The following is a 16,297-nucleotide window of genomic DNA, read 5'->3' as shown; positions in this document are numbered from 1 at the left end:
GGGTTTCTGCGACAATTTTTGGTTGAGTACGAGAGATATAGGAAGAAACCCGGTTTCTGGGATTCACTGCGTGGCGAGAAACCGGGTTTCTGCGACAATTTTTGGTTGAGTACGAGAGATATAGGAAGAAACCCGGTTTCTGGGATTCACTGCGTGGCGAAAAACCGGATTTCTGCGACAATTTTTGGTTGAGTACGAGAAATAAGGGAAGAAACCCGGTTTCTGAGATGAGCCTCCATCCACAAAAATGATGAGCAATTATCTCCCCGTTAGAGTATCCGCATAAGGATCGGGCAAAGCTTGCTGCACCTCCAAAAGCGGCAAAGGATCTCCAGTCAACGGTTGGCTAATCAAATTTTTTTTTAGCCCATCCCCCCGGCGATCGCGCTCTTGCAGCTTCAGCAATTCCTCTTGATAAACAGCAACAATTCGCCCTAAACTCAGCACCAAATCATCCCAATTATCATCTCCCACCAACTTCTCAGAAATTCCCTCAAATAACTCTCCCGCTTGCCTTTTTTGGACATAAGCTTTCAAAAGCTTTCCCGACTTTTGCAAAACGGCCTGATAAATATCCCCATCAGACCACCACAGCCCCTGTTGACTCAGCAGCCAAGTCAAAATATACTCGCGAGCGTGTTGCTCCTTCACCCAGGCCGCGAGATACTGCAAATCTTCCATAGTTACAACAGTCTCCTAAATTTTCCTTAAAATGTCCGCTTGTTTGTATCTACCGTTACCGCGATCGACAGAATACCTGCCTTATCATCACCTGCCCGCGTCATTAATACCCCTTAAATCTTAAAAAAACCCTACTGATTTACCAAACAGCAATTCTGAGAATATAAAAATAAACCTAAACCTCCTAGGTCTATTGTCCAATACTTTTAGTCCACCGGAAAGCGGTACACCCCGCCTCGCTTTCCTCTCTCGCAAATCAATCCTCAAGCGGGAACAACCAGCGGGTTATTAGCATGACAAAGCAAAATTTTGGTTTAATCGGTCTAGCAGTGATGGGCGAGAACCTCGCGCTCAACGTCGAAAGCAGAGGCTTCTCCGTGGCTGTGTACAACCGCACAGCAGCCAAAACCGACGACTTCATGGCCCTACGCGCCCCCGGCAAGAACATTGTAGCCGCCAAGACTCTGACAGAATTCGTCGATGCCCTAGAAACCCCGCGCCGAATCTTAGTCATGGTGCAAGCTGGGAAACCCGTAGATGCAGTCATCGACCAGCTCAAACCCATGCTGTCACCGGGCGACATGATTATTGACGGCGGCAACTCGCTCTACGACGACACCGAACGCCGCACCAAAGATTTAGAATCGATCGGACTGGGATTTGTCGGCATGGGCATCAGCGGCGGCGAAGAAGGCGCGCTGAATGGTGCTAGTTTGATGCCCGGTGGCACCCGCACTGCTTACGGCCTACTAGAGCCAATTCTCACCAAAATTGCGGCTCAAGTAGATGACGGCCCCTGCGTCACATTCATCGGCCCCGGTGGCGCTGGTCACTACGTGAAGATGGTTCACAACGGCATTGAGTACGGGGATATGCAGCTCATTGCTGAAGCCTACGATTTGCTCAAAAACGTTGGTGGATTGGACGGCCAGCAGTTGCAGGAAGTTTTTGCCGAATGGAATACCACAGACGAACTCAACTCGTTTTTGATTGAAATTACGGCTAACATTTTCAAGTACAACGACCCGGAAACTAAGCAACCCTTAGTTGAGGTAATTATGGACGCCGCCGGTCAAAAAGGCACGGGCCGCTGGACTGTAATGAGTGCTTTGGAATTGGGCGTGAGCATTCCCACAATTATCGCTGCTGTGAATGCCAGAATCATGTCTTCTTACAAAGACGAGCGCATCAAAGCTTCCCAAGAACTAACCGGGCCTAGCGGCAAGTACGAAGGCGATACTAAAGAGTTTGTGAACAAAGTCCGCGATGCGCTTTACTGCTCGAAGATTTGCTCCTACGCGCAAGGTATGGCACTTTTGAGCGCGGCCTCGAAGTCGTACAATTACGACTTGAGTTTGAGCGAAATTTCCCGAATTTGGAAAGGTGGCTGTATCATTCGGGCTGGATTTTTGGACAAGATTAAAACAGCTTTCAAGGACGATCCCACGTTGCCGAATTTGCTGTTAGCGCCGGAGTTCAAACAGAGCATTCTCGATCGCCAATCGGCTTGGCGGGACGTGTTAGCTACTGCTTGCCAACTGGGGATTGCAGTGCCAGCATTTAGCGCCTCGCTGGACTATTTTGATAGCTACCGACGCGAAAGATTGCCACAAAACCTCACGCAAGCTCAGCGTGATTATTTTGGGGCTCACACCTACGAACGCACCGACAAACCGCGCGGTGAATTCTTCCACTCTGAGTGGACGCAGACTGCTAAAGAGTCGCTGCAAACTGGTACTACCGACTAATTAATTTTTGTAGGGTGCGTTTCGGCGCACCTTACTAATTATTCTGGGGTTGCAAATTGTTTTGACGTTTGTTTTGGAGATAGGTTTTAATATATTCGTCGTTAAAGAGCGATCGGGCGATCGTCAGTGCTTCTTGTCTTTCTGCGTCTGTCATGTAATCATCGCCTTTTATACCTGATGGCGGGTGTCGAGGATCGCCGCCTGCATCGAGGAATCGCTGACGTGCGATCGCCATTAATTCTCCTAATCTGCGGTCTTGCTCTCTTCTAATATCATGCGGTTTCGTCATAGTCTTCAAGCTCGTCTATACGAACAATCTCGCCACTTTGTAGTATAGCAGCCCTTGGTAACGCTCGACTAGGGGTTTCGATGTACCAAAAGCCTTTTTCTTCATCATATATTCTCCAGATCAGCAAGTCGAGAGTTTCCAGGGCATTGATAATTAAGTATTGGACTCCTGATGATGGCATAGGTCGATGTGTAGTTGAGCCAATTGGCTATTGTATCACCCATTGATGACAAAAATTTCAGTTATCATTGATTGTATCCCTGCACCTATTATCAATTCTCATAAATTCAGAGTTTCCCTAGATAATCAGTAATTAAGATCACAATGTGCTTGTGATATGGGTAGATAACTATACTGAGTAAATCGGGTACGCTCGTAAATACTTCTTTAAACTAAATATAATCTTATGTTAGATTTTATATTAGTAGCCGCTATCGTTTTCGCTGCGGTAAATATGATTTGGGAATGGGTAGATACCTGGAAAGAAGAAGAGCCAAGAAAATGTTTATCAGACAGTGGTATTCTGGAAGTGGATGAAATGACTGGCAAAGAGTTTGAAAAATTTCTAGCTTTCCATTTTATAAACTGTGGTTATATTGTTAATTTAACTAAACATAGTCAAGATTATGGAGCCGATCTAATTTTGTACAAAGATGGCTCAAGAACGGTGGTTCAAGCAAAAAGAACCAAAAGACCAGTTGGTATTAAAGCCGTTCAAGAAGTAGCAGGAGCGGTTAGATATTACAAAGGAAATAAAGCCATAGTAATCACCAACAACAGATTTACAAAAAATGCTTACAACCTTGCTGAATCTAACGACATAGAATTATGGGATAGAAAAAGACTCATGGAATTCATCCTGATAGCTAAGAATTGTAGTAAATAACTTATCTACCAAAGTAAGTTATATATAAAAGATGCACTGCTTTCCCGGTATATTTAATCTCACTGCTCAATCATGCTACAAATTTCTAATACCGTGTTCATAGACGATCGCGAAATCGAGATTAGTGCGATTCGCTCTCAAGGCGCGGGGGGGCAAAATGTAAATAAGGTGGCGAGTGCTATTCACTTGCGCTTTGATATCCCAGCTTCCTCATTGCCCGATCGCTACAAGGAGCGTTTGTTGCAAATCAACGACCAGCGCATCACCTCCGAAGGTGTGATTGTCATCAAAGCCCAGGAACACCGCAGCCAGGAACAAAACCGGGAGGAGGCTTTGAGACGGCTGCAAGAACTGATTAAAAGTGCGATCGTCATACCGAAACCGCGCAAACCCAGCAAAGCAACTCGTAGTTCCCAGCGCAAGCGTCTCGACAGCAAAACCAAGCGAGGGCAGATTAAAGCTATGAGAGCGAAAATTACGGATTGATCGATGAAAGGTCGATCGGGCTTTTTGACTTTTTAGTTGTCAGTCGGGATTTGGTGGGCCTAAGTCGTTCGGTAAATCGTTAAGCGTTTTTCCCAAAGCTTTGCAAAGAGCTTTCATTTGAGCAATGGTGAGTTCTGGTTGGTCTAGTCCTCGTTCCCAGTTACTGATTGCTTGTTGGCTTAGGGTTTTTGCGCCCGTTTTGTCGGGAATTTGCTTTGCTAAAGCTGCTTGCGATAAACCCACAGCCTCCCGCAAGATTTGCAGTGCTGGTATATCTTTGGACTCTTGAGTTTGTTTCTTTCGGGGCATATCATAGGAAACTTACAAGCAGACTTGTTGACAACCGAGTTGTTTACAAGTATCCTTGTTAAAGATAGAGACAACACAAAGGCGGCTCCTTTAGCCGGACGGTGGAAACGCTTTGGTTTAGCGAGCTGCCTTATTTGTAGTTTCTACCCATTATGCCTGCATACCCTTAGTATTTTCCGGGCTTGGGTGCATGACTCAAGCCCTTTTCCCTAGACATGGACGAACCCCTGCGGGTTAGTTGTCGTTCGGCGAGGGCGATCTTATCAAAGGGATATCGTCAGGGATGTTGGAGATATCGATGCCTAGCAATCTAGCCACGGTTTTGGGCGAAAGCTTTAACTCCCGGCATAGGGCGAAGAAATTATCCGCCCGTGGCATTTTCCGACAATTAACCCAGGAGTTCACTGTATTTAGAGAAACTCCTAGGTTTCGGGCTAGTTGTTCCTGAGTAGCTTCAGCCAATTGGATAGCTTCTTGAATAGTTTCTGGTTTGAGATAGTCTATATCTTGATTCATTCAACTAAAGTTATACAACTTTAGTTGACAAAGAGGAGCTTTCCAACTAAAGTTGTAAGTGACGGACATGACAGAAGACGGTCGGGCGAGCCTACTTTCGTCAAAATGCAGGTTGGAAGAACCGCCGGATTTTTCGTGTCTATCAATTGTGCTTGCATACCCAAGCGTATTTTCGGGGGTTGGGCGCATACCTTAAGCCCCTTTTTTCTCAACGCCGAGGAGGTGATGCCATGTAAAAGGTCGATCGACCTCACAGGAGTGCCCAACTCAAAATTGTATCAGCAGTAATAATTTTTTAACTGTTGGTTTAATTTAATTGCTAATTCGGCCCAAAGCTCTCTGGAAGTTCATCGATTTTTTCTATTTTTAGTTCTCGGCAAATAGCTTTCAACTGAAAGAGAGAAAATTTTGGTTCTGTGGCTCCAGATATCCATCTATGATACGTGGCCCGGGGAATCCCGCATCTAAAAGCAAACTCATCTTGTGATAAGTCTGTTTTGTTGATTCTTAGGGCTTCCAATGGTGAATTGCCCTCCTGTCTTCGTTCTTTTCTTGATGACATTGTAACATAAATCTCAAATTGAGATGTCATACTTGAAAAATTTAAATCGACATCTCATAATGAGATACAAGTGACAGAACAAAAGCTGGCCGGCCAGGGCGAACAGCCAAAACCTACAGTTTTGAATAACCGCCTTGAGGTGGTGCTATGTAAAAGGTCGATCGACCTCACAAGAGTGCCCAACTCAAAATTGTATCAAAGATCCAGACCAAAACTTCAACTTTGCGATCGCACAACTTCCGTGCTATCGTGCCATTTCTCGAACCATTCCCGATCATGCCCACATCCATTGACAACTTCTACCTAGGCGATGTCGCCTCCAACTTTCACTTTGCAGGCCCGCTGCTAGACTTTGAAGAAGAAATCCAGAATCAATCTCCCTTTCACGATTTAGACTACCTGACAGGCGAAATTAAAAGGGGATTCCTAGACTACGTGCGTCAAGGAATCATGCTGGACGCCATCCGAAAGCTGCGATTGTACAAAGACAAGTTCAAAACTTTTAAAAGTTACTGCGAACAAGCATTAGGTAGGCAGTATTTTTACTGCACACAAATTATCAAAGCTGCGAGCATTTGCCTGCGCTTAATTAAAGCAGGATTTGAGATTTTGCCTAGCTGCGTTGCTCAAGTTGTGCCTTTGTTCAAACACGCAATTACCGACCAATACGGCGACTGTCGTTTACAGGAAAAGTGGCAAGAAGTTGTCGATGTCATACCCAAAGAAAGGATTACCGCAGTAACTATTGCCGAAACCGTTGACAACAATCCCAACCTCCGGCTCAAACAAATTCGCATTAAAACCGACACCTACGCCCTTTTAACGAAAAAAGCAGCCGCAGCCGGACTGTCAATTTCGGAATTTTTGGCCAGGTTGGTTGGCGAATACAATCCCAGAAATTCAGACCAGCCAGCGGAACATACTCCCGAACAAGAGGAGATTTTAGACCAATTAGACGCGGAGTTTAAGAAGCCTGCCACGGAACAGACTGCAACTTCTGCCCCAGGAAAAGTTAAGTCTAAAGGTTTTGGAGTGAAAGTTGAGCCTAAAGGTGGTAAAACGGAAGTGAAGGCGAAAACTTCGGAAAGGGAAGTTAAGGCAAAAACTTCGGAAGGTGAAGTTAAGTTCAAAAATCGGCAAACTGAAATCCAAGCCGAGAAACAGTCGAATTCATTTAATGAGAAAAATCATGAAGTCATCTGCCCAAAATCCTATCATGCGTCAACTGAAATTAATGGAGGCTCAACTGAACGAAATTCAGTGCCACCTTATTAAAGCCAGTGTGTTGAATTGGTGGCAAATAGTTTTGCCTGACGGTCAGAAAATTGCGATCGAGCACGCGGGCGGCGGACACTGGATTTTTCGGGCTAACGGGCTTGAGAAATTTCATCCAGAAGTGCGGCTAGCGGTGTTAAGGGCGATCGCCGAAGGCTGTCGCCGATAAGTTACGGGTAAGGACACGGCATCACAGCCGTGTCCCGGAAGGGGCTGGTAGGCGATCGATCTGATTTCATATCATTTGGGGATGCAGGGGGGCGATCGTTTATACTGGTTGAAAGTCGGATTGTCGATCGGCTTGTAGGGCGCTTTGGGCACGGCCAAAAAGCCTTGGACGTAGAGCGCCCCCTCAATAGCTAAGGCTGCCTTACAAGCGTTGTCAAAGCAAGTTTTAGCTTGGCTTTTGATCGGGGTCGCGATTTCTATCTATCGCGCCTCATCTAACAGTTCGGTCATGAGGTTTTCTGTCGATATCACTCAGTATTAGTTTAATATCATATCCCCAACTCATGTTTGAGAGTTTTTACTGCATCAATTGCTTCTTGAATTTCGCGATCGTAAGTTTGGGTAATTCGTGCATGATTTAGAGGGTTCATAATTAATGAACGATATAATTCAATATTTTGTTTGCAGGTTAAACTTACAAACTCCGTGTTATCCTGTTTCTTGTAGGCGATAATTGGTTGCCAAAAGTCATCGGTTGTTAATTTTTTAGACTCTTCTTGATATTTTACCTTTAAGTAATGCTTATCACAGAATTTTTTGAGGATGACTTCAAAGGCGGTACGCAAATATACAGCGGATGCTTTGAGATCGGGAGCTTGAGGGGGAGTCGGGGTGAGATATTGTTGAGCTTTGTCTAAATAATCAGTGTCTTGCTTCCAGACAGGAATTTCTAAATCATCTGTAATTTTTCCGCAATAAAGTTCCTGAAAAACCCATTTGTTACCATCAAATCTCTGTTTAAGAATTTCATACCACTCCCGATCGTAGGTCATCAAAAATATTTGGTAATCGCTGAATTGATCTTTGATAATATCAATTAAGGGGAGGCGATTAGACATATCTAAGCCAATAAAAATATCATCTAAGGCGAGTAGTTTGAGTTGGGGTTTCGGTGCTACGAGGAGAGAGCTAAAATAAAGCGCGATCGCAATAGCAGAGAGTTTTGCTTCATTCAGGAAGTGATGTGGACTAGATATTTCGCGTTCTAGGAACTTAATTTTTAATAAAATCTTCCGATTGTCAATACAATTTTCTTTTTGGTCGTCTCTATATTTGGCTGTGTTATCAAAAGTAATGCCTTGAAAATGTAAAGAAATGACAATTTTATAGCCAAAGTAATTCATCAGTTCTGTGGCTTTTTGCTCTAACTCGTTGAGCTTGGCGCGTAGTCCTTGATTAAAGATTTGGCTTTCGGCTTCAAAAATAGCAATTTTGCGCTTGTGATTTTTTTGTTTGGGAACAATTGCTAGTAAGTCTCTCCAGTTATCAGGAAAGGTTTTTTGCAGAGGATGAAGGTCATTAATACACTGTCCTAACAGGCTATGAAGTAATAGCTCAAAAATATTGACTTCGGGCTCTTTGTGATGGATAAAATGAACTTCAAGTAAACGTTTATAGTCTAGGATACCTTTAGCTTGAGATGCGGCAATTATGTCTGGATCGTTGGTAGTGCGGGTGGTAGATGACCACTCGTGAACAATTTGGGGTGTATTCAGGTTTTGTCGCAAAAAGAATTTGATATAGCCTTCGTCAGTTTCCGGTGCAAAGATATTTTTATATTGCTCAAAGTCTAGATTATTAATTCCAGATTCAAGCAGATACTGAAGTGCTAATAAAAGGGAGGATTTACCGCTACCATTTTCACCATAAATCAGTAAGTTTGGTTTACCACGTTCTCCAACTTTTGCTAATTCGACAATATGATGATTGTAGAAAGCACGAAAATTTTTAATCTCAACTTTAATAATTCTCATCCTAAACCTCTAATAATCCGCACGACTTCTAAACTATTCAAAAAATAAATATTAACCCGAATCGGATGCTCAGAGTCAAATATTCGTTTAAATATTTGTCTCAGCGCTGGCATTTTATCACCTTTGATGGTATCGAAAGCGGGAAGATTTTCCGATAACACATGACTCATGAAGTATTTGTCATGGCTGTGCAATTCTTCGGGTAAATATAACTCCATTACCAGTGCATCCACAACTTGCTCAAAATAACTCAGCATCAATTTGTCTTCTGCTGTTTCTACCATCTTTTCGCCATGACTAGGAATATCTTTGAGTTCGGCGGTAAGGTAGATTATGTAATTAACTAGGGTTTCAATAACATTGCGCTGTGGTTCAGTGGTCGTAGGGATAGGAATTTGAGAGACATAGATAGATTTGAAACGCTTAAAGTCACCACGCACAGCAGGACAAATTTGATTGATAAAAAATTGTATCATTCCAGAGTTAAGAAAGCCTAGTAAATATTTTGACTCTGCTGGAATCAAAAACAAGGTACAGTCAGGGTAAAAACTATTAGTATCAAAAGCAAATTCACAACGAATAGCAATATCTGGGTAAACAATTTTAGGCTGCTCAAACTCTTGCCAATAAGCAATGTTATCCTGAATTTGGTACCATTTATAAGTACCTGCTTTTCTACCTGTACCTGGTGTGAGCTTTTCTTGGTACTGGCTTAGGTAATTTTCAATAGCTGGATACTTCTTGATATCAATTCCTCGTCTTGTAAAAATCAACCATAAGTTTTGATATTCAACACTCCATCTTTTAACATCCCTTCCACGCAAAAAAGGTTTGAGAACTTCCGCCGATGATGGATGTTCAGCAATTAGCCTATCTCGCGTTTCTCTATCCACCACAAATGCTTCGTTAAAACCAGTTAAAATGCCACGATAAAATCTGCCATTCACATATTCCCCTAGCGGTGTACCAGCTTTTCGCAGTTTTTCCAACAAATTGAGAACTGTTGACGACTCTAGCCGCCAACCATCAGCAGTCAACTCCTTTTGTGCCATCAAAAAGCTCTGATTTTCAAACACTGAAGCAAACTGATCGAAAGGTTGCCCTAATTCCCAATTTAAAACGCGAGTTTGATGATTTTTAGGCTGTTCTTTACTAGCAATAATGATGCTAGGGTAAGCAATAGCCGTAAAAATCGGTGCATCACCAAAATCAATTAATTGCTGAATAGTCGATTCATTAGCTAAAAACTTACGCAGCTTTTCCCCGTAACCAGAGCGAAAATATTTATTTGATGAGATGTAGCAGAGAATACCTTGATTTTTCAGGAGCTTTAACCCTTGCTCATAAAAATAAACATACAAATCAGCTACACCTGTATAACAATCATACTGACTTTTAAAGATAGGTTTAAACTCTTTAATTTGTTCTTGGCGCACATAGGGCGGATTGCCAATACAAATATCAAAACCATCACCTAGCCCAAACATCCATTCTGAATCAAAGAAATCAGCCACAGCATTTTGCTCGTAAGGCTTCCAATTAGCCAACTTTTCCGCACTTTCACTCGGAAAGCCACCACTTTTAAGAATCTCACTAATCTGATGACGAACTTGATCATCCAATTCTCGATACTTAGCCTTAGTTTTAGGAGTACGAGCCATAAAATAACTTTTGCGAACCTCTGCTAATTCCTTTTCCTTTTGTTCAATGCGAGGATCGCGTAAAGTAAAATCAGCAGCCCCTTTAATTCCAATCAAAGCATTAGCCGCCACAAACTTAGTTTCCAAATTCGGTAAAGGACGTACACCCCGATTTTCCTGAGAATCATCAATATTTTGGTGAACAATCAGCGAAATGAAAAACCTTAACTTAGAAATCTGGATAGCCACCGGCTGAATATCTACCCCATAAATGCAGTTTTCAATTAAATATAACTTCCGTCCATAATCCAACTCATTATGCTCAAAAGCTTGCTCAATATCCTCAATTACCTTTTCTCGAATCGTGCCATCAGGAATCTCACTCGCCTTAGATATTTGCTTTTCCTTCCATCTGCCATTTTGCGGGTCAAGCTTACTCAGAATATACACCAACTTATGCAAAATACCCATCGGAAAAGCACCCGAACCGCAAGCCGGGTCGAGAATTTTCAAATTATCAATCGCCTCAATCAATCCTGATACTTCTGTATCTGTAAACTGATGCTGCTGATTATTATAAGCAAACAGATGGCGCAACCTTTGATTCACTTCTCTTTCTCCACTGAGTGAACTCAATTTACCTTCCAAACAAGCAATTAATGCCTCATCTACCATGTAATCAACAATTTCACGCGGCGTATAAAAAGATCCGGTTTGCTTCCTAGCAGTGGTATTCGTTTCCGGGTTATAAGCAGCGAGTAAATTTTCAAACACCTTCCCTAACAACTCAGGATCAAGGGCAATTTCTTCCTCAATCGGGGTATTTTCAGTAACAGTAAACTTATAACTATGAAAAATATTAATTAAACCTCGCACCGTATAGCGCTTGTTTTTGGTCCCGTAAACATCATTCAGATCAATTTGTTGAGCGGATTCACTAAAAAATAGACAATTAGGAATATTTAGCCGATTATCCTGACGTTCCGAAAAACCATCAATGCGGACAATTTGTTTAGGCTGATATTGATCGGGTTTATCCAAACATTCAAATAAACCACCATTCAGAAAAGGAATATTATCAAACAATCTGAGTATCGCTGGGGAATCGTGAAAATAATCCTCATAGCGATAGACATTATGCACCATGTAATTTTGGTCACGTCCCCCTGCTTGCTTCGCCTTATTTCTAAACTTACGATTATCAGGTTTACTAGGAGTATTCATCTCCTGATTCAGCGTTGCAAAGAATAAATTTTGCAAAATCGCTTTATAATAAGTGCTTTCTGTCGGTTCATTGGACTTGATTAATTGCTGTACCCTTTGATAGTTAAACAAATCATCTGGTACCAACCCTTTTTCCTTGAGAAACCAAACAAAAATTAATCTCGTAATTAAACGAATAACGCTAGTAGCATTACGAATCTCGACATTTCCCCCCGCACCTTCGGGAAAAGTAACATTTTGTACCGCCCAAAAATACCAGTTAGCTACTTCTTTAAAAAACCGTTTATTTAGTTCAGAAGTATCAAGAGTTTTCTGCCAAGCATCATGTAATTCGTCAAAATTGGTAAATTGATACTGTTTAAACAACTGAGGTAATGAAAGGTCAAAAAGTATTTCAATATGAGCGCGATGGGGCTGAAAAATATTAATACTTTTAATTAAAGTGATTTTTTCTAAAACATCCTTAGAAGTTTCTCGTTTATTAGGACGGCGGTTAATTATCGACAAAGTAAAACACTCACCATGTCGGAATAAAACCATAATCGGAATATCAGATTGACGGTTAACTTCGCGAGTAATATCCGATAGCTGACTGCGTGTGTAATCATTCTCGCGCAGCTCAACCGCCAAGAAAATATAAGATTGCAGATAATTTTTATCTATGTTACTCGAAAATCCTAATTGACCATTGGATTTAATCTCATCTTCAGTTAGTTGAAACAAAAAATCAACCGACTTCCATTGAGATAAACTCGCCCGTTGCTGGTTGATTTCCCCAAATCCAAAAGTATCGATAAAATCTTCAGGGTGATTGCTATCTAACTCAAATTTTCTTTGCGTCGTATATCCTAGAGTTTGGAATAATAGCTCTAGCTTCTGGGCTGCATTACCCGCAGCTAAATTTTGGATAGATTTCGCAATTTTATCTTTCATGTGTTGTTCATTCATCTTTAATCACCAACCATGTAATTAAATCGAAATCAGTTTGGCTTGTCACCTGTTTTTTGTGTTCAGGCATTACCGCACCTTTACCAGACTTAAACAAATTACTACCTAACCGCTTCTTAAAAGTCCGAGTAATCGAATCAACCGCCCTCTCAAGTAAATCGTTATAAACACTCATATCTGCCCCGTTATTGGTCTGGTTGTCAAACAAATTACACAACGAGTCATAAGCTTGCGCCTGATTCGCACATAACAACCGAAACATCTCTAAAATCTGCTTAGGTTGAGCAAAACTGAAACGTACTACCTGATCCTCTCTAATATACACGAGAAAGTACGGTTGCAGAGGATTAACCTGCTCATTTCCCGAAGTATCACCTTTCTGTTTTAAACAAAAAATTACTCCTGGTGCAATTATCGGATTTTCCGACGCTGGTGGAACGACTGCATAAATACCCAAAGGTGCATCTTCTAGCTGTTTCTGGTTCCTTTGCAAATAATTACTTAGTTCAATGCGAAAGTCATCTAAGGTAAACTCATTGAGGGCAACGCTTTCGTTGAAATCCTCTAAATCTAATACCTCATTCTGCAATCGTAATAACTGTTTATCTCTATATTTTAAATCCGTTTGAATTAACTCTTCAATTTCATCCGGTTCCAGCAAGTTGTCTTCAAAGGTAGCGGCAATATCTACCAACGCCATCCTTGCTTCTACTCGATTTTTGAGATTGATGTATTTATTTAAGTCATCAGTAGGCCAGAAATTCACTAACTGTACTGTATGGTTAACACTACCGATACGGTCAATCCGTCCAAAACGCTGAATGATTCTGACTGGATTCCAATGAATATCGTAATTAACTAGATAATCGCAATCCTGTAAATTTTGCCCTTCAGAAATACAATCTGTCGCAATCAATAAATCAATCTCTCCATCTTGGGGCATAGATGGCATCTTGTCGCGCTTTTTGGAAATGGGAGAGAAATTAGTCAGAATTTGATTGAACTCATTCTTGCCAAATGTGGTTTTATTTCGGCCAGTTCCCCCAACTACTAAAGCTATGTTAATATTGAGCTTAGAAGTTGCGATCCATTCGTGCAAAGCCTGATAAAGATACTCTGCTGTATCGGCAAAAGCAGTAAATACCAAAACTTTACGGTTAGGTTGATTTTGTTTATTAATTGTTGGCTGTTTTACTTTGTTTTGAATCAAGTTTTTCAAATCGGCTAACTTGGCATCCCGTGTTTCATCAACCTGCAAAGCTGAATTATAAAGAATCTTGAGTTGTTGCTTATCCTCTGCTAAATCTTTTAACCATTCATCAGTATCAAGATGTGCCATCTTAAAAGTAAACCTGGAACCAACCTCGATAGCTGCTTGTAGTTCTTCATCATCAATATCTTCAAGATTTAACTGATTAAACTCAATATTCTGGTTTTGATCTCGAAACTGCTTAAAGGTTTTAATTCGTTCCTGTAAATCGGCAATTTTAGCGATAGTCCTTGCCATCGTAATTGCAAAGGATGTCACCGAACTTTCCAGCCGTTTAAGAAAGTTAACTTTCATCATCCCGATGAGGAAATATTCGCGTACACTCTGCTTAAATCTTTGTCCTGATTTATGTTCGTATTCTTCTCTGTACTGCGGCAAAACATATTTAGAAGGGTTAAATAATGACAATTGATAATTAGAAATTTCATCATTGAGTTTGTCGTAGGACATAAACTTACCTTTCAAATCAATTGTTGGAAAGATAGACAAGGGTTTTATCCTAATTGGGAAGCCGCCTAATTGCTCTACAACATCTTTATAATATTTTTGAATATGTTTGCGAGAACGAGCTATGGTTAATTCGTCAAGCAGTTTAAAAAAACCAGAATCAAGGGAATTTAAGAGTTCGCTAGTTATGCGAATACTCTTTTTTGACCAAGTGGTAAAAGCTCGTTGAGCGCTAGCTAGAGTATCTTTCAGACTAACTACACCAATTGATGCTTGAAAAGCATCATCCTTGCCTTCAGTGATAAATTCAAGCTGATGTCTTAAATCAGTCAGGTTATTGTTAACAGGAGTAGCAGAGAGTAAGAGAACCTTGGTTTTAATGCCAGCTTTAATAATGTCATCCATCAGTCGCTCATAACGACTTTTACGAATTATATTTCCATCTTCATCTCGCTTACCCTTAGTGTTGTTGCGGAAATTATGGGACTCATCAATTACTACTAGGTCATAATTTCCCCAGTTAAGAGTCCCTAAATCTGTATCACCGGATTTGCCAGACTCACGACTTAAATCTGTGTGAGATAAGACTGTATAATTAAAGCGATCGCTAACAAATGGATTTACTTCACTATTATTCTGTGCGTGATAGATTGTCCAGTTTTCGCGTAACTTTTTTGGACATAACACTAAAACTCTATAGTTCAGGATTTCAAAATATTTAATAACTGCTAAGGCTTCATAGGTTTTTCCTAAACCCACACTATCGGCAATAATACAACCATTGTGGGTGCGAATTTTATTAATTGCTCCTATTACGCCATGTTTTTGAAATTCCAATAAAGTATTCCATATGGTAGTATCAACTAGCTGGTTGCTTTCACTGAACAATCCCGCGTCTTGTTGGTCGGCTAAAAATTTTTCAAAGATATGAAATAGGGTTTTGTAGTAAACCAGTTCTGGGGTGGAGTTAGTATATAATTGTTCTAAATAAAACAAGACATCTGCTTTAATATCTTTGACCAATTCTTCATTGTTCCAAATTTGGTCAAACCAAACTTTGAAATCATAAGTGTCTTCTATGCTACTGACGATTAAATTTAATTCAATATTGTTGATATTGTTAGACAATCCTAAGCCTTTTATGGTAAAATTAGAACTTCCCATAATCGCGGATGGAACTCGATAAATGGTTGTCGATCCATCGGGTCTGATGTCCTGTACTTCATTGTCAATATGATAGAGTTTTCCGTGCAAGAAGTTAGACTTTGCGATCGATTTTATCTCTACTTTTTCTCTAATCCAGTCAGCACAATCTTTCGCTAAACGTTTTTGTTGAAGCTGCTTTTGGAGGGTTAACCCTTCTCGATCGATTAAGAAGGCTTTGGTTTCATTTCTGTGAGGATCGAGAACAAAAGTTGGTTCGCCAAACAGGAATTGTAATTTTTCAATTTTCAATAGCTGTTCTTTCAGCTCTTCAAAAGCATAAATTGTAAAATAAGCTGAAACAATTGATAAGCGGGAACCTTCTTTGATTTTAAATTTTAAAAATTCACCAACACACCCCCGTGTGTGGTTATCTTTAATGCCTGAATATGATAAGGAAAAAATCGAACGGGGCATATTTTTTACCTGTTCAAGGTTTATTGTTAAACATATTTTTTTTAAGAATGTTAAAATCTTGTAGGACTTACGCAAGTGTCACAGTTAAATCAACTTGTAGGATGCCCCGGACATTGATTATTTCGATTTCAACAGATTTTTCGGCTCCGGGACACCCTACGGAGAGGCTACATTAAGGGAAGAGTGAGCGAAATATCAGCGCAAAACAGAACTCTTAGTGAGATCGAAAACCTAAAACCCTTGATTTATAAATGATGGAAATTCATGGACACAACTGGACTCGAACCAGTGACCCCTACGATGTCAACGTAGTGCTCTAACCAACTGAGCTATGCGTCCTCACGAATTCCTAATGTAGCAGAACATTCGATCGCCTGTCAAGCATAAATATGAAATTTTTTAAGCAGGCACTCT

At 40.9% G+C, this 16,297-nt stretch carries 15 protein-coding genes and 1 tRNA gene; 6 read left to right on the top strand and 10 right to left on the bottom strand.

All coding sequences use genetic code 11. The features are described from left to right. On the top strand, positions 1-192 hold a 192-nt coding region (locus tag QT990_RS22695), incomplete at its 5' end, for a hypothetical protein (protein ID WP_333412778.1). 66 nt (positions 193-258) lie between these two features. Here QT990_RS22695 and QT990_RS22690 read toward each other — a convergent pair. Further along, positions 259-681, bottom strand: a complete 423-nt coding sequence (locus QT990_RS22690; protein ID WP_333145077.1) for a hypothetical protein — start codon at positions 679-681, stop codon at positions 259-261. A 293-nt stretch (positions 682-974) separates the two neighbouring features. Here QT990_RS22690 and gnd point away from each other — a divergent pair, with 293 nt between their 5' ends. Beyond that, a complete protein-coding gene (gnd, locus tag QT990_RS22685) occupies positions 975-2,429 on the top strand; it encodes a decarboxylating NADP(+)-dependent phosphogluconate dehydrogenase (RefSeq protein ID WP_333465773.1) in 1,455 nt (484 codons plus the stop codon). Between the two features lie 34 nt (positions 2,430-2,463). Here the strand turns inward: gnd and QT990_RS22680 are convergent, their stop codons facing one another. Together QT990_RS22680 and QT990_RS22675 are read right to left on the bottom strand one after the other, a co-directional pair. After that, entirely contained in the window at positions 2,464-2,718 is a 255-nt protein-coding gene (locus tag QT990_RS22680) for a hypothetical protein (protein WP_333145079.1), read from the bottom strand. After that, positions 2,702-2,899, bottom strand: coding sequence for a hypothetical protein (locus QT990_RS22675; RefSeq protein WP_333145080.1), 198 nt, complete (start codon positions 2,897-2,899; stop codon positions 2,702-2,704). Before QT990_RS22675 ends, QT990_RS22680 begins: the two co-directional genes overlap by 17 nt. A 225-nt stretch (positions 2,900-3,124) precedes the next feature. Here QT990_RS22675 and QT990_RS22670 point away from each other — a divergent pair, with 225 nt between their 5' ends. Both QT990_RS22670 and arfB read left to right on the top strand, forming a co-directional pair. Further along, positions 3,125-3,604 (top strand): restriction endonuclease, encoded by a 480-nt coding sequence (locus tag QT990_RS22670; RefSeq protein WP_333145081.1) that lies wholly within the window; start codon positions 3,125-3,127, stop codon positions 3,602-3,604. A 72-nt stretch (positions 3,605-3,676) separates the two neighbouring features. Further along, a complete protein-coding gene (gene arfB / locus QT990_RS22665; protein ID WP_333412783.1) occupies positions 3,677-4,090 on the top strand; it encodes an alternative ribosome rescue aminoacyl-tRNA hydrolase ArfB in 414 nt (137 codons plus the stop codon). 39 nt (positions 4,091-4,129) lie between these two features. Here arfB and QT990_RS22660 read toward each other — a convergent pair whose 3' ends face one another. The 3 genes from QT990_RS22660 to QT990_RS22650 form a co-directional block, all read right to left on the bottom strand. Further along, entirely contained in the window at positions 4,130-4,399 is a 270-nt protein-coding gene (locus QT990_RS22660; RefSeq protein WP_015176288.1) for a helix-turn-helix transcriptional regulator, read from the bottom strand. Positions 4,400-4,633: 234 nt separating this feature from the next. Beyond that, complete coding sequence (locus tag QT990_RS22655) at positions 4,634-4,915, bottom strand: helix-turn-helix transcriptional regulator (RefSeq protein WP_333340357.1); 282 nt, start codon at positions 4,913-4,915, stop codon at positions 4,634-4,636. A 319-nt stretch (positions 4,916-5,234) separates the two neighbouring features. Then, positions 5,235-5,477: a helix-turn-helix domain-containing protein gene (locus QT990_RS22650; RefSeq protein WP_293176868.1), complete on the bottom strand. Its 243-nt coding sequence runs from the start codon at positions 5,475-5,477 to the stop codon at positions 5,235-5,237. 276 nt (positions 5,478-5,753) lie between these two features. Between QT990_RS22650 and QT990_RS22645 the strand changes: the two genes are divergently transcribed. After that, positions 5,754-6,752, top strand: a complete 999-nt coding sequence (locus QT990_RS22645) for a hypothetical protein (RefSeq protein ID WP_333145085.1) — start codon at positions 5,754-5,756, stop codon at positions 6,750-6,752. Further along, positions 6,694-6,921 (top strand): hypothetical protein, encoded by a 228-nt coding sequence (locus QT990_RS22640; protein WP_333181070.1) that lies wholly within the window; start codon positions 6,694-6,696, stop codon positions 6,919-6,921. The genes QT990_RS22645 and QT990_RS22640 overlap by 59 nt, the downstream gene beginning before the upstream one ends. Before the next feature lie 328 nt (positions 6,922-7,249). Here the strand turns inward: QT990_RS22640 and QT990_RS22635 are convergent, their stop codons facing one another. The 4 genes from QT990_RS22635 to QT990_RS22620 all read right to left on the bottom strand — a co-directional run bounded on the left by QT990_RS22635 (position 7,250) and on the right by QT990_RS22620 (position 16,222). Beyond that, positions 7,250-8,734, bottom strand: coding sequence for an AAA family ATPase (locus tag QT990_RS22635; RefSeq protein ID WP_333465772.1), 1,485 nt, complete (start codon positions 8,732-8,734; stop codon positions 7,250-7,252). Next, a complete protein-coding gene (locus QT990_RS22630; protein ID WP_333465771.1) occupies positions 8,731-12,546 on the bottom strand; it encodes an Eco57I restriction-modification methylase domain-containing protein in 3,816 nt (1,271 codons plus the stop codon). Before QT990_RS22630 ends, QT990_RS22635 begins: the two co-directional genes overlap by 4 nt. Continuing rightward, positions 12,539-15,883 carry a helicase-related protein gene (locus QT990_RS22625; RefSeq protein ID WP_333465770.1) on the bottom strand — a complete coding sequence of 1,115 codons (3,345 nt, stop codon included), beginning with the start codon at positions 15,881-15,883 and terminating at the stop codon, positions 12,539-12,541. Before QT990_RS22625 ends, QT990_RS22630 begins: the two co-directional genes overlap by 8 nt. A gap of 265 nt (positions 15,884-16,148) precedes the next feature. Continuing rightward, positions 16,149-16,222: transfer RNA gene (locus QT990_RS22620), tRNA-Val, on the bottom strand. Between the last annotated feature and the right edge of the window lie 75 nt (positions 16,223-16,297).

It is taken from the genome of Microcoleus sp. T3_B1 (genome assembly GCF_036700445.1).
Taxonomy (GTDB): Bacteria; Cyanobacteriota; Cyanobacteriia; order Cyanobacteriales; family Microcoleaceae; genus Microcoleus.
Note: the sequence above shows the minus strand (reverse complement) of the source record. Positions and strands in the feature narration are given on the sequence as shown.

Bases quoted from the DNA above. Each gene is read 5' to 3' on its own strand.
- arfB (WP_333412783.1), top strand. From the start codon at position 3,677: ATGCTACAAATTTCTAATACCGTGTTCATAGACGATCGCGAAATCGAG.
- QT990_RS22630 (WP_333465771.1), bottom strand. From the start codon at position 12,546: ATGAATGAACAACACATGAAAGATAAAATTGCGAAATCTATCCAAAAT.
- QT990_RS22680 (WP_333145079.1), bottom strand. From the start codon at position 2,718: ATGACGAAACCGCATGATATTAGAAGAGAGCAAGACCGCAGATTAGGA.
- QT990_RS22635 (WP_333465772.1), bottom strand. From the start codon at position 8,734: ATGAGAATTATTAAAGTTGAGATTAAAAATTTTCGTGCTTTCTACAAT.
- QT990_RS22655 (WP_333340357.1), bottom strand. From the start codon at position 4,915: ATGAATCAAGATATAGACTATCTCAAACCAGAAACTATTCAAGAAGCT.
- QT990_RS22650 (WP_293176868.1), bottom strand. From the start codon at position 5,477: ATGTCATCAAGAAAAGAACGAAGACAGGAGGGCAATTCACCATTGGAA.
- QT990_RS22660 (WP_015176288.1), bottom strand. From the start codon at position 4,399: ATGCCCCGAAAGAAACAAACTCAAGAGTCCAAAGATATACCAGCACTG.
- QT990_RS22645 (WP_333145085.1), top strand. From the start codon at position 5,754: ATGCCCACATCCATTGACAACTTCTACCTAGGCGATGTCGCCTCCAAC.
- QT990_RS22675 (WP_333145080.1), bottom strand. From the start codon at position 2,899: ATGCCATCATCAGGAGTCCAATACTTAATTATCAATGCCCTGGAAACT.
- gnd (WP_333465773.1), top strand. From the start codon at position 975: ATGACAAAGCAAAATTTTGGTTTAATCGGTCTAGCAGTGATGGGCGAG.
- QT990_RS22690 (WP_333145077.1), bottom strand. From the start codon at position 681: ATGGAAGATTTGCAGTATCTCGCGGCCTGGGTGAAGGAGCAACACGCT.
- QT990_RS22625 (WP_333465770.1), bottom strand. From the start codon at position 15,883: ATGCCCCGTTCGATTTTTTCCTTATCATATTCAGGCATTAAAGATAAC.
- QT990_RS22640 (WP_333181070.1), top strand. From the start codon at position 6,694: ATGCGTCAACTGAAATTAATGGAGGCTCAACTGAACGAAATTCAGTGC.
- QT990_RS22670 (WP_333145081.1), top strand. From the start codon at position 3,125: ATGTTAGATTTTATATTAGTAGCCGCTATCGTTTTCGCTGCGGTAAAT.